Raw genomic sequence first — 12,914 nt, forward strand, 5'->3', positions numbered from 1 at the left:
CCACGATGCGAGCGGCTGCGGCCGGCCGGGGGCCGGTCACCCTGAAGGACGTCGCCGAGCACGCTCAGGTGAGCATCTCGACGGCGAGCAACGCGCTGACCGGCGCCCGCAAGGTCAGCGCGGCCTCGATCGAGAAGGTGCTGCGATCCGCCGCCGAGCTGGGGTACCAGCGCAACGAGGCCGCACGGTCGCTGCGGACCGGACTCCACAACTCGATCGGCCTCGTCATCCCCGACGTGACGAACCCGTTCTGGGCGGGCATGGTCGGCGCGATCGAGCAGATCGCCGGCGAGGCGGGCTTCCAGGTGGCGCTCTTCACCACCGCCTACGACCCGGAGCGGGAGTCGGCGGCGTTGGCGCGGCTCGTCACCAGCGCCGACGGGGTGCTGCTGTTCTCCACCAGTCCGGATGCCTCCGCCGTCCAGCCGCTGCTCGACCTCGGGATGCCGATGGTCGCCTGCGACGAGGCGTTCGACGTCCCCGGGCTCGGCGGGGTCTACTCCGACAACCGGGCCGGTGCCCGGACGGCGGCCGAGCACCTCGTCGACGCGGGCGGGGCGGTCTTCGGCATGCTCGACGGGCCGGCCACCCTCACCACCGCGACCGAGCGGCGCCAGGGGTTCCGCGAGGGGCTCGCGGCCCGTGGAGTGCCGGAGTCGCGCATCCACGCGATCACCGCTCCGTACTCGTTCGAGGGCGGTCGCGAGGGTGTGCGCCGTCTGCTGGAGGCGCATCCGGATGTGGACGCCCTCTTCGCGTGCACCGACAACCAGGCAATCGGGGCCACCTTCGAGGCGCACGACCTCGGTCGGTCCGTGCCGGGCGACCTGCTCGTCTGCGGGTTCGACGACATCAGCTGGTCGTCGCGGATCTCGCCGTCGCTCACCACGGTCAGGCAGGACGCGCCGGGCATGGCCGCTCGCGCGATCGAGATGCTGCTGGCGATGGTGGCGGGGGAGGAGCAGGCCGAGGTCGTCGTCCTCCCGGTCGAGCTCGTCGAACGAGAGTCGACCGCTCGCGAGCCGTCCGACCGGGTGACGCCGCCTCTCGTTACGGCTGTGTAAAACGTTTTAGGTGCCCTCGTCATGCGGGAGGGCGGTCGGCCAAGCTGGGAGCACCCGAGTCCCCGAGTGCAGCCCTGGAGCCCCCGCGATGACCAAGTCCCTCTCCCTCGGAGTGTTCGAGATCCTCACGCCGTCCAACGGCGTCCCGACCTGGCGGCACCCCCAGGGGCGGGGCGACCGGTTCGGCGACCCGGCGTACTGGCGTGGACTGGTGAGGACCCTCGACGACGCGGGATTCGACTTCATCCTCTTCGCCGACAGCTACGGCTACCCGCTCGTCGACGGGGTCGTCCCGGAGGAGGTGCTCACGCACGGCATCCTCTTCCCGGGATACGACCCGCTCCTCCTCGTGTCGTCGCTGTCGGAGGCGGCCCCCACGCTGGGCATCGTCGTCACCTCGTCGACGTCGCTCGAGCAGCCGCTGCCCACCGCCCGCCGGTTCGCCACGCTCGACGCGTTCACCCGCGGTCACATCGGATGGAACATCGTCACCGGCAGCACCGCGCAGGTCACCGAGGGGCTGTTCGGCATCACGCACTTCGACCACGACAAGCGGTACGACGTGGCCGACGAGTTCGTCGACCTCTGCCGCACCCTGTGGGAGGACTCCTGGGACGACGGCGCCCTCGTGCTCGACCGGTCGGCCGACGTCCTCGTGGACCCCTCCCGGGTGCATCCGGTGTCGTACCGCAGCGAGCACTTCTCGAGCCACGGGCTGTTCAAGGTGCCGCCAGGGCCGCAGCGGACGCCGGTGCTCTTCCAGGCCGGCGCCTCGGGGCGCGGACGCGACTTCGGGGCGAGGAACGCGGAGGCGATGTTCATCCAGGGGCAGGACGTCGAGCAGGCCGCGAAGGCCTCGGCCGACATCCGAGCGCGCGTCGCCGCCGCGGGACGCGATCCCCACGACCTGAAGATCATCAGCGGGGTCACCGTCACGGTGGCGCCCACCCGCGAGGAGGCGCTCGCGAAGCGGCAGGAGCTCGAGGAGCAGTTCTCGATGGACGACGCGGCCGTGCTCTTCGCCGGGTTCACCGGGATCGACCTGCGGAGCCTCGATCCCGCGATGCGGATCGAGGACATCCCCGGCAACGACCAGGGGCAGACGCCGCTCGACCGGTACCGCACGGTCGACGGGGTCGACACGGTGCAGGACGTGCTCGACGCCTTCCGCGTGCAGGAGCGCGGGTTCGTGGTGACGGGCTCGCCGCGCGAGGTCGCCGAGGAGCTGGTGGCCACGGCCGAGGCAGCCGACATCGACGGGTACATGCTCGAGCCGACCTTCGGCGACGCCGGCGCCTACGAGGAGTTCATCGAGCTCGTGCTGCCCGAGCTCGCCGCCCTCGGCGCGTGGCACGAGCCCGATCGGTCGCTCACGCTCCGCGAGCGCCTCGGCTTCCCGTCGCCCACCCCGTCCTTCCGCCCTCCGTCGAAGAACCTCGAGTAGCCCGCCCGTCCTCCCTCCCTGGTTTCGCGGCCTCTTTGGAGTCTCGCTGGGTCATTGGGCACGCGAAACGCCAAAGAGGGCGCGAAACCCGCACGGCGAGTGCAAAGAAGTGGTTGCAAAGATAGCTTGGCAAAGGTATCTTTGCAGTCATGAGCGAGGAGACCACGACGCCGGAGGTGCAGCACCGCACCCTCGACATGGAGTCGCTGAAGGGGTTGGCGCATCCGCTGCGGGTGCGCATCCTCGACGTGCTCACCACGTACGGGCCGCAGACGGCCTCGAGCCTGGCCGACCGGCTGGGCGAGTCCTCGGGCTCGACCAGCTACCACCTGCGGCAGCTGGAGCGGCACCACTTCATCCGAGAGGTGGAGGGGCGCGGATCCGCGCGGGAGCGGTGGTGGGATCGAGTGCCCGGCGGCATCTCGCTCGAGGTCGGGCACCTGCCCGACACGTCGGCGGCGCGGGCCGCGAGCGGCATCGTGCTGTCGGAGTGGAACCGCAACCGCCAGACGCTGCTCGACGATTTCGTCCGGCGCGGCGACGACGAGCTCCCCGCCGCGTGGATCGACGCCTCGGCGATCAGCACCGCCAACGCCCAGGTGACGGTCGAGCAGCTCGCCGACCTCACCCGACGCCTCCAGCAGACCATCGACGACTTCGTCGACGGTCACCGCGACCAGAAGGAACGGCCGATCGAGGGATCGCGGCCCGTCCAGATCCAGTTCAGCGCCTTCCCCGTGATGGACGCCGACGAGCACCACGAGGGGAGGTGAACACCATGGCAGTCGCCCTCGACACCAGCCCCCGCGGCCTCGAGCTCCTCGCCGTGCGGGTGGGGTCCACCCTCGAGCGCTGGGGCCGCGAGAGCGCGGAGCACCGCGCCCTCGTCGCCGCCCGGCTCGTCGACCTCGCCGCCGACCCCGCGTCGGCAGGCGCCCTCCTCGCCGACCGCGAGGCGGCCCGGGTCCACGCGGCCCCGCTCACGCGCATCCGCTGAGCGCGGAAGCCCGCTGGCGCGACAGAATGGGCGCATGCGCGAGGCCAGCTTCACCGACCGGTTCGTCGACGAGCTCGGGGTGCCCATCACCTACTACGGCCGGCTCGTGGCACAGCCGAAGGCCGTGGTGCAGATCCAGCACGGGCTCGGCGAGCACGCGCTGCGGTACCAGCCGCTGATGGACGACCTCGTCGCCGCGGGCTACAGCGTGTACGCACCCGACCAGCGCGGGCACGGCGCCACCGGGCTCGAGCAGTACGACGGCGACCGGGCTCGGCTCGGACGCCTCGGGCCGGGAGGTCTGCGCGCGACGGTCGACGACATCCGTCAGCTGACGATGGTGGTGCAGCGCGAGCATCCGGGAGTGCCCGTCGTGCTGCTCGGCCACAGCTGGGGCTCGCTGATGGTGCAGCGGCTCGTCAACTCGCCCGCCCTGCTGCACTACTCGGGCGTCGTGCTGAGCGGGACCGCCTATCGGATGCCGGGGCACATGGACGGCGGCGACCTCTCGCGGCGGCACCGGCCGAACGGGAAGGGGTCGGGCCACGGCTACGAGTGGCTCTCGCGCGACGTGGCGGCGCAGCAGCGCGCGGCCGACGACCCGCTCATGTTCCCCGCGGAGGTCCGGGCGCTGTTCGGCATCCGCGACGGCCTGCGCCTGTTCGGGCGGCCGGCGCGACTGCTCGCGAAGGACGTCCCCGTCCTCATCCTCGTGGGCGACGACGACATCCTCGGCGGGGCGCGCAGCGCGGGGCGGCTCGCGGACGCGTACCGCCGCCGGTCCGGCCTCACCGACGTGGAGCTCGAGGTGTATCCGGAGGCGCGCCACGAGGTCTTCAACGAGCTGAACCGCGACGAGGTCGTCGCCCGCCTCGTCTCCTGGCTCGACGCGAGGTTCGCCCCCGCGTCCTGAGCCCGGACCCGCCGCCGCGGGTGCCCGGGTGGGGTGCGGCTGTGGGTTGCGCCCGCCCTCTGCGCGCTCGTCCTCGTGGGGGCGGCGACGGCGCGCGTGGAAGGCGCAATCCGCGGTCCCCCGCTCCGCGCGGCGATGGGGCGGGGCAGGCGGGAGGACGGGCAAGAGGCGTATGCGCCGTCGCGGGTGGGTGCGGGTTGCGCCCGCCTGCTGCGCGCTCGTCCCCGTGGGGGCGGCGACGGCGCGCGTGGGAGGCGGAACCCGCGGCGGCCCCGCTCGCGCGGCGGTGGAGCGGCGGAGCGTAGGAGGCGGCGGGAGGGCAGCTGGACGGGCGCGAGGCGGATGGGCCGGCGCGGGTGAGAGGGCGGGTGCGGGTTGCGCCCGCCCGCTGCGCGCTCGTCCCTGTGGGGGCGGCGACGGCGCGCGTGGGAGGCGGAAGCCGCGGTGCCCCCGCTCTCGCGGCGGTGAGGCGGGCGCCGGAGGCGGGGGAGGGCAGGTGGAGGGCGAGGGGCGAATGGGCCGGCGCGGGTGAGAGGGGGGTTGCGGGTTGCGCCCGCCTGCTGCGCGCTCGTCCCTGTGGGGGCGGCGACGGCGCGTGTGGCGGGCGGAACCCGCGGTGCCCGCGCTCGCGCGGCGGGGGCGGCGGGCGGAACCCGCGGTGCCGGTGTTCGCGCGGCGGCGGCGGGCGGGCGGACCGGCGTCGGGGCCGGTCGCCGGGCGGGGCGGCGGGCGGGGGGAGGCTACGTCGCCGTCACGAGGAGCTGGCCGGTGGCCCAGTCGAAGGCGACGACGTGGTTGGTGAAGAACGCGATGCCGGTGTTGTAGGAGGTCTCCGAGCCGAGCGCATCGAGGGTGGCGAGGTCGACGCCGGCCGTCGTCCCGGTCTGCAGCGACCACAGCGGGGCTCCCGCGGGGGTGGCGATCGCGATCGACTGGCCCGCGTCGAGCACACCGTTCGAACCCGCGGGGACGCCCGTGACCACGGCGGAGTTCAGGAGCAGCGATGGCGCGCCGGTGTCGAGGTCGGTCGGTCCGCACGCCTGGGCCAGGGTCGCGATCGTCCAGCACAGGTCGACGTCCTTGGCCCAGAGCTTCGCATCCGGCATCGCCGCCGGAGCCGAGGGGAGGGGTGTGAGGGGAGTGGAGATCGTGCCCGAGGCCGGCGACGGCGCTCCGAGGGTGAGCGTGCCGGTGCTGCCGCCGGTCAGGTCGACCGTGAAGCCCTCATCGTAGGGCGCTGCGAGCTGCACGAACGGCGAGAGCAGGCCGGCCTGCGCCGCCGCTCCCTCGGCAGGGGCGACGCCCATGATGCCCTGCGCGTTGCCGAAGATCCCGCCCATGTCGTCGCTCTCGATGAGCCCGAGGGTCATCGGCGACGAGGTGGAGGCACCGCCGATCGAGACCGTCGCGGTGGCCAGCTCGGAGGTGAGCGTGGACGACACGTAGTCCTCGGTGTAGCTCTGCCCGGTGGCGGTGGTCGCCGAGCCGACCGCGCTCTTCGAGACGAACAGCCCGGTCGACCCGGTGTCGAGCACGACGGTGAAGGGTGCCCCGCCGCCGACGCTGATCTCCACCTCGAGGCGCGGCGCGCCCGAGTCGGTGGTCGACTGGAGCGGCACGCTCACGGTCTCCGTCGAGGGGGAGGCAGTGGGGCTGCCCGAGACCGACTCGAGATCGTCCGCGGACGACGTCGCCGAGGGTGTCGAGCCCGAGCACCCGGCGAGCGTGATCGCGATCGCGACCGCGGCGGTGGCCGGGAGGAGTCGTCGTGACCGGGCGGCGATCGTCTGCATGACACCCATCATGGCGTGGGTTCCGCGGCCGTTCTGACCTTCCGCCTGGTCAATGACCACGCGGAAGGTCAAAGTGGCCGCGAAACCAGGGGTGGGGGTTCGCGGGGGTCGGGTTAGCGTGGAGAGCGGATCGACACGGCGAAGGGACCGCGATGACACTGCCGACCGACGAGGGCGGGCACGACGAGGGCGGGCACGACGAGGGCGAGCACGACGAGGGCGGGCACGACGAGGGCGGGCGCGACGAGAGCGCGCGGGACGAGGGCGCGGCGATCGCCGAGCTCGATCGGCTGGACGCCGCGTGCCGCGCCGAGCCGGACGACATCGACCGCCAGATCAGGCTGTGGCAGGCGGTGGCGCGGCTGGACCAGTGGGTGTTCGTCGACCGGGGCACCCCGGGCAGCCCCCGGCCGTACGCGATCGCCGCCGGCCCGGGCCACATGCTGTGCGTCTACAGCACCCCGCAGCGGGCGCGCGCGGGAGCGCTCGCCGGGGGTCTCGTCGCCGAGGACGCGAGCGTCCCGATGTTCTCGGTGCCACTCCCGGAGGCCATCGAGTGGGCCCTCTCGCTCGGCGAGCGGGGCGTCGTGGGCGTCACCCTCGACTATCCGCAGCTCGGGGCGTGGTGCCCGCTGCCGAACCTGGAGCGTCTCAAGAGCGCGCGGAGCGCATCCGCACCGGAGTGACGCGCGGGCGACTCAGCCCGCGGGCGCGGGGCCGTCGGTGGGGCGCGCGTCGGCGATGAACTCGTGGATCTTCCTCTCGAGGTCCACGTCGAACGAGTCGACCTCGTCGAACGAGTGGGCCTCGCCGGGGCCGGAGCCGGCCGTCGAGTCGGGGGTGCTGCGCTCGTCCTTCATGCCGTCGAGCGTACCGCTCCCGCGCGGCCCCGACACGCGCGCACTCGCCGGAGAGAGCGTCCCCTGAGCACTGGCACACACGGGGGGTCGAGGGCTCGGGCCGCACGCCGATAGGATCGCAGCCTGACCGGGAGGCGCGCATGTACGACTGGATCCTGAGCATCGGACTCCTCGACCCCGTGCTCCTCTGGCCCTTCTACCTCCTCAGCGCGGCGCTGGTGGTGTACCTGCTCGCCCGCCGCCCCACGCTGAGGCGCGTGCTCCTCACGCTCGTCGGGATGCTGGCCGGCGCCGCCCTCGCGCTGGTGTTCGTGATCATCGCGAACGCCACGAGCATGTTCGGCCGGACGCTGGAGTGGCAGACTACCGTCTGGGGCGTCTGCGGCCTGGCGGCGGTCGGCCTGGCCGTCGTGAACCTCTGGGGAGGACGGTGGTGGCGCACGGTCATCGCGGCGATCTCGATCGTGGTGTTCCTGCTCACCCTCACCCTCGGCGTGAACGCGTTCTACGGCCTCAACCGCAACGTCGCCGCCTTCTTCGGGATCACGGTCTCGAACCCGATCCCGCTCCCGACCGGCACGCCGACCGCGACGAACGACCCGGATGTGCCCCTCTACGAGTCGTGGGAGCCGCCGGCCGACATGCCCGCGACGGGCAGGCAGAGCACGACGCCGATCCCCGGGACGAAGTCCGGCTTCGCCGCGAGGGAGGCGGGTGTCTACCTGCCTCCGGCCGCTCTCACCGCGAACCCGCCTGCGCTGCCCCTCGTGATCCTCATGATGGGCCAGCCGGGGACCACGGACCCGTCGTACATCGCGAACGTGCTCGATCCGCTCGCGGCGGCCAACAAGGGGCTCGCCCCGGTGGTGCTCGTCGTCGACCAGCTCGGAGACCCCCAGGTCGACCCGGCGTGCGCGAACTCGACGAGGTTCGGCAACGTCGAGACCTACATCACCGAGGACGTCGTCGACTACGCGAACACCCTGTCCTTCGTCGATCGCGACCACTCCTCGTGGATCATCGCGGGCTACTCCAACGGCGGCGCCTGCGCGTTCAAGTACGCGGCGGAGCATCCGGACATCTGGCCCAACCTGCTCTCGATCTCGGGCGAGCTGTACGCGGGGTCCGAGCATCCGCAGCAGACCACGAACGACGTGTTCGGCGGCGACTCCGCGGCGTTCGAGGCCTCGAAGCCCACGAGCATCCTCGCCTCGGGCACGGTCGCGTACCCGTCCTCGTGGGCGCTCTTCACTGCCGGGGAGAACGACCCCGACTACGTGGCTCAGGCGCAGCAGGGCGCGGCGGCGGCGAAGGCCGCCGGCTGGGATGCCGAGTCGTACGTCGTGCCGGGCGCCGGGCACGTGGTCGACGCCCTCGAGGGCGGGCTCGCCGAGGGCTTCAAGCGCCTCTACCCGCGCCTCGGCCTCGCCCCCTCCTGAGCGGCCTCGCCCCCTCCTGAGCGGCGTCCGTCCCCACCCTGAGCGCAGGAGGGACGGATGCCGCGAGAGCGGGCCTGAGGCTCAGTCGGGGATGACGGGGTCGCCGTTCTGCGTCGCCACGATCGGGATCTCGGTCGTGATCGTGGGCATGGAGGCGGTGATCACCGAGCCGTCGGCGCGGATGGTGCCCTCGATGTCGCTGGTCGTCGGCGCGCCCTCCAGGGTGGGCACCTCGCCGCGCAGCATCACGCGCGACGGTCCCTCCGTGGTGACGTCGACCCGCCGACCGCGCACGTAGAGCTCAGCGCCCAGGCCGTCCTCCACAGTGAACGTGATCGAGTCCTGACGCAGGTCGACGCGCAGCAGCGAGCCCCGGATGGTGACGTGGAAGGACAGCGCCTCCCACTCCTCCGGCAGGCGCGGGTCGAACGTGAACGTGCCGAGGTAGTCGCGCATCCCGCCGAAGCCGAACACGAGCGCGCTCCAGACGCCGCCCATCGACGCCACGTGGAGGCCGTCGGCGGTGTTGTTGTGGAGGTCGCCGAGGTCGACATAGAGCGCCGCCCGGAAGTAGCCGAGCGCCAGCTCGCGGTATCCGACCTCGGCGGCCACGATCGCCTGCGTCGACGCTGAGAGCGTCGAGTCGCCGGTGGTGAGCGCGTCGTAGTACTCGAAGTCGCGGCGCTTCTCCTCCTCGGTGAACTCGTCGCCCTGCAGCAGCAGCGCCAGCACGACGTCCGCCTGCTTGATCACCTGGAAGCGGTAGATCACCAGCGGGTGGAAGTGCAGCAGCAGCGGGCGCTTGTTGGCGGGCGTGTTCTCGAGGTCCCAGAGCTCCTTCTCGAGGAACTGGGAGTCCTGGGGGTGGATGCCGAGCTCCTCGTCGTAGAGGATGTGCATCGCCTCGGCGGCCGCCGCCCACTCGACGATCTCGTCCTCGGAGAGGTCGAGGCGGGCGAGCATCCGCTCGTAGGAGACCGGGTCCGACACCTGGAGGGCCCGCGTGCGCCGTACGGCTGCGCGCAGGTTGGCCCGCGCCATCACGTTGGTGAAGAGGTTGTCGTTGACGACCGTGGTGTACTCGTCCGGCCCGGTGACGCCGTGGATGTGGAACGACTGCTTGCCGTTGCTGCGCCAGAACCCGAGGTCGGCCCACATCCGCGCGGTCTCGACCAGGATGTCGATCGCCTCGCCGTTGATGAGGAAGTCCTCGTCTCCGGTCGCCGACACGTACTGCGACAGCGCGTGGGAGATGTCGGCGTCGATGTGGTACTGCGCGGTGCCGGCCGCGTAGTACGCGCTCGACTCGAGGCCGTTGATGGTGCGCCAGGGGAACAGGGCGCCCCGCTGGTTGAGCTCGGCCGCGCGCTCGCGGGCGGCCGGCAGCATGGCCTGGCGGAAGCGCAGCGCGTTCCGAGCGACCTGCGGCGAGGTGTAGGTGAGGAACGGGAGCACGTAGATCTCGGTGTCCCAGAAGTAGTGGCCGCCGTATCCGGAGCCCGAGACGCCCTTGGCGGCGATGCCGCCGCCGTCGGTGCGCGCGGTCGACTGCGCGAGCTGGAACAGGTTCCAGCGCACCGCCTGCTGGATGCTCGGCTCGCCGGGAATCTCGACGTCGGATCGGGCCCAGAAGTCGTCGAGCCAGCGGGCCTGTCGCTCGAACACCTCCTCGATGGGCGCCGACTCGATGCGGTCGAGCGTGCGGTCGCAGCGGTCGGCCAGCTCGCGCGTGGGCACGCCGTTCGACGTGTGGTACGCGATCGTCTTGATCAGACGGATGGGCTCGCCCGCCTTCGCCTGCACGCTGTAGACCTGCTTGGCGAGGTCGTCGTCGATCTGACCCGACTCCGTCCACTCGTTGCCGGTCTCGAGACGGTGGTCGGCTCCGACGGCGAGGGTCATGCCGGAGTTCGAGGCGCGGTAGCCCAGGAGGTACCGCGAGCCCTCGGCCCGCTTGAAGCGCGGCAGCAGGACGCGGTCGGTGAACGCGGCGGCCTTGCGCGGGTCGTCCATCGAGTTCTCGGCGTGGGCGGCCGCGGCGTACTCGTCCTTCCAGTCCTGTCGATTGAGGATCTGGCTCGAGATCAGCACCGACGCATCCGCGTCGAGCATCGTCACCGAGTAGTCGACGACCGCGACGTGACGGTCGGTGAACGAGGTGAGGCGCCGGGAGCGCACGAGGACGCGCTTGCCCGACGGGGTGCGCCACTCCACCTCGCGCCAGAGCACGCCCGTGCGGAAGTCGAGGCGGCGGACGTACGCGACGATGTCGGCGCTGGAGACGTCGAACGGCTCGTCGTCGACGTAGAGCTTGATGAGCTTGGTGTCGGGGACGTTGACGATCGTCTGGCCCACCCGCGCGAATCCGAATGCCTCCTCCGCGTGGCGGATGGTCCAGGTGTCGTGGAAGCCGTTGACGAAGGTGCCGTTCTGGTGGCCGCCGAGCCCCTCCTCGGGATTGCCGCGCATGCCGAGGTAGCCGTTGCCCACGGCGAACAGCGTCTCGGTGCGGCCCTGCAGGGCGCGGTCGAAGTCGCTCTCGGTGAGGCCCCACTCGTCGATGGGGAAGTGGTAGCGGTCGAGCGGATCGGACGTGATCGGGTTCATGCTGCGCCCTCCGTGGCGGGAACGAGTTCGGAGAGGTCGTCGACGACCACGTCGGCGCCCGCGGCGATGAGCTCGTCGCCGCCCGCTCCGCGGTCGACGCCGATCACCAGGCCGAAGTCGCCCGCCCGGCCCGCCTGCACGCCCGACAGGGCGTCCTCCACGACGACGCACTCCGACGGCTCGAGGCCGAGTCGCGCGGCGGCGGCTCGGTACGTGTCGGGCGCGGGCTTGCCCGGGAGGCCCTCCGCGGCGGCGACCACCCCGTCGACGATCACGTCGAAGCGGTCGCGGATGCGGGCCACCTCGAGCACCGGGACGGCGTTGCGCGAGCTCGACACGACGGCGGCCTCGAAATGGGTGCCGCGCAGCGCGTCGAGGAGCGCCAGCGATCCGGGGTAGGCGGCGATGCCCTGCTCGGCCAGGGCTCGCTCGAACATCTCGTTCTTGCGGTTGCCGAGGCCCATCACCGTGTCGGCGGTCGGCGGATCGGTCGGCTCGCCCTCCGGCAGCGTGATCCCGCGGGCGGCGAGCATGTCGCGCACGCCGTCGAACCGCGGCTTGCCGTCGACGTGGGCGACGTAGTCGGCCTCGCCCTCGTAGGGGGCCACGCCGTGCTTGGCGAACTCGTCCTCGAACAGCAGGCGCCAGGCCTCCTTGTGCAGGTCGACCGTGGGCGTGAGCACGCCGTCGAGGTCGAAGAGGAACGCCTTCAGGCGCGGGCCCTGCAGGGCATCGTTCAGGTTCGGGGCGGGCATGGTTCTCCTCATCCGGTTCGGGCACGGTCGGTCGACGCTGCCCGCCTCGACGCCCAGCGTAATCGCAACGAGGCCCCGCCCGCAGGCCGTTCGCTCAGCGCGCGCGAGCGGCCGCGATCTCGTGGACGACGTCCTCCGATCCGGCGTAGATGCCGTCCCGCCGGGGCCAGTGGACGACGACGTCGGTGAAGCCCGCCGCGACCGCGCGGTCGGCTGCCGCCTCGAAGGCGTCGAGGCTCGCCAGGCTGTACCCGCCGCCGGAGTCGAGGGAGAGGTAGCGGGGCACCTCACGGGGATCGCGACCGGCCGCCTCCAGTCGTTCCGTCAGCGACCGCGACAGGGAGCCGACGCGGCTCCACCACTCGTCGCCCTCCGCATCCGGAGGGCCGGTCGTGATCCAGCCGTCGCCGTACCGCGCCACCAGGTCGAGGCCCTTCGGGCCGTTCGCCGCGATCGCGAACGGCATCCGGGGCGGCTGAGCGGGAGCGCCCACCATCCGGGCCTCGTGCGCGGTGTACCACTCGCCCCGGACGTCGATGCCGGGCGATCCGTCCGAGCCCTCCGGGCGCTCCTCCTCGAACCGGAGCAGGACGTCGAGCGCCTCGACGAACTCGGTGAAGCGATCGTGGCGCTGCCGCGGCGTCAGCGGCTCCTGGCCCAGCACGACGGAGTCGAAGCCGGTGCCGCCCGATCCGAGCCCGAGGATCAGCCGGCCGCCGGCGATCTCGTCGACGGTGGCGATGTCCTTCGCGAACGGAACGGGATGCCGGAAGTTCGGCGAGGCCACGAAGGTGCCGAGGCGGATGCGGGAGGTCGCCAGCGCCGCCGCGGTGAGCGTCGGGACGGTCGCACCCCAGGGCTCGCCGGCGAGCGACCGCCACGACAGGTGGTCGTACGTCCAGGCGTGGTCGAACCCGAGCTCCTCGGCGAGCGCCCACCGGCGTCCGGCCTCCGGCCACGGCGTCTGCGGCAGGATCACGATCCCCACCCGGAGTGCAGTGCTGCTCATCCCCCCAGTCTGCCGCGCATCCGTGATGGACTG

The 12,914-nt window shown here is 72.3% G+C and carries 12 protein-coding genes; 7 read left to right on the plus strand and 5 right to left on the minus strand.

Features of this window, described 5'->3' with window-relative positions; translation table 11 throughout:
• Positions 1 to 5: 5 nt before the first annotated feature.
• The 5 genes from IEX69_RS13840 to IEX69_RS13860 all read left to right on the plus strand — a co-directional run bounded on the left by IEX69_RS13840 (position 6) and on the right by IEX69_RS13860 (position 4,418).
• Positions 6 to 1,064, plus strand: a complete 1,059-nt coding sequence (locus IEX69_RS13840; protein WP_085017892.1) for a LacI family DNA-binding transcriptional regulator — start codon at positions 6 to 8, stop codon at positions 1,062 to 1,064.
• 88 nt (positions 1,065 to 1,152) lie between these two features.
• Entirely contained in the window at positions 1,153 to 2,508 is a 1,356-nt protein-coding gene (locus tag IEX69_RS13845; protein WP_085017893.1) for an NtaA/DmoA family FMN-dependent monooxygenase, read from the plus strand.
• A 149-nt stretch (positions 2,509 to 2,657) separates the two neighbouring features.
• Entirely contained in the window at positions 2,658 to 3,281 is a 624-nt protein-coding gene (locus tag IEX69_RS13850; protein WP_085017894.1) for a winged helix-turn-helix domain-containing protein, read from the plus strand.
• 5 nt (positions 3,282 to 3,286) lie between these two features.
• Positions 3,287 to 3,505, plus strand: coding sequence for a hypothetical protein (locus IEX69_RS13855; protein WP_157127059.1), 219 nt, complete (start codon positions 3,287 to 3,289; stop codon positions 3,503 to 3,505).
• A gap of 34 nt (positions 3,506 to 3,539) precedes the next feature.
• A complete protein-coding gene (locus tag IEX69_RS13860; protein WP_085017896.1) occupies positions 3,540 to 4,418 on the plus strand; it encodes an alpha/beta fold hydrolase in 879 nt (292 codons plus the stop codon).
• A 740-nt stretch (positions 4,419 to 5,158) separates the two neighbouring features.
• On the opposite strand, the gene IEX69_RS13865 is transcribed toward IEX69_RS13860, so the two are convergent.
• The gene (locus IEX69_RS13865; RefSeq protein WP_085017897.1) at positions 5,159 to 6,211 is read right to left on the minus strand and encodes a pepsin/retropepsin-like aspartic protease family protein; all 1,053 of its coding nucleotides are present in this window, start codon (positions 6,209 to 6,211) and stop codon (positions 5,159 to 5,161) included.
• A 152-nt stretch (positions 6,212 to 6,363) separates the two neighbouring features.
• Between IEX69_RS13865 and IEX69_RS13870 the strand changes: the two genes are divergently transcribed.
• Positions 6,364 to 6,897 (plus strand): hypothetical protein, encoded by a 534-nt coding sequence (locus IEX69_RS13870; RefSeq protein WP_217348655.1) that lies wholly within the window; start codon positions 6,364 to 6,366, stop codon positions 6,895 to 6,897.
• A gap of 12 nt (positions 6,898 to 6,909) precedes the next feature.
• Here the strand turns inward: IEX69_RS13870 and IEX69_RS13875 are convergent, their stop codons facing one another.
• On the minus strand, positions 6,910 to 7,071 hold the full coding sequence (locus IEX69_RS13875) for a hypothetical protein (protein ID WP_157127060.1): 162 nt from the start codon (positions 7,069 to 7,071) through the stop codon (positions 6,910 to 6,912).
• A gap of 140 nt (positions 7,072 to 7,211) precedes the next feature.
• Between IEX69_RS13875 and IEX69_RS13880 the strand changes: the two genes are divergently transcribed.
• Positions 7,212 to 8,510, plus strand: coding sequence for an alpha/beta hydrolase (locus IEX69_RS13880; protein WP_085017898.1), 1,299 nt, complete (start codon positions 7,212 to 7,214; stop codon positions 8,508 to 8,510).
• An 81-nt stretch (positions 8,511 to 8,591) separates the two neighbouring features.
• On the opposite strand, the gene IEX69_RS13885 is transcribed toward IEX69_RS13880, so the two are convergent.
• From IEX69_RS13885 to IEX69_RS13895, 3 genes are all read right to left on the minus strand, one after another.
• Complete coding sequence (locus IEX69_RS13885; RefSeq protein ID WP_085017899.1) at positions 8,592 to 11,117, minus strand: glycoside hydrolase family 65 protein; 2,526 nt, start codon at positions 11,115 to 11,117, stop codon at positions 8,592 to 8,594.
• Positions 11,114 to 11,872: an HAD family hydrolase gene (locus IEX69_RS13890; protein WP_085017900.1), complete on the minus strand. Its 759-nt coding sequence runs from the start codon at positions 11,870 to 11,872 to the stop codon at positions 11,114 to 11,116. Before IEX69_RS13890 ends, IEX69_RS13885 begins: the two co-directional genes overlap by 4 nt.
• Before the next feature lie 94 nt (positions 11,873 to 11,966).
• Complete coding sequence (locus IEX69_RS13895; RefSeq protein ID WP_085017901.1) at positions 11,967 to 12,881, minus strand: LLM class flavin-dependent oxidoreductase; 915 nt, start codon at positions 12,879 to 12,881, stop codon at positions 11,967 to 11,969.
• Positions 12,882 to 12,914 lie beyond the last annotated feature (33 nt).

It is taken from the genome of Cnuibacter physcomitrellae (genome assembly GCF_014640535.1).
Lineage (GTDB): Bacteria > Actinomycetota > Actinomycetes > Actinomycetales > Microbacteriaceae > Cnuibacter > Cnuibacter physcomitrellae.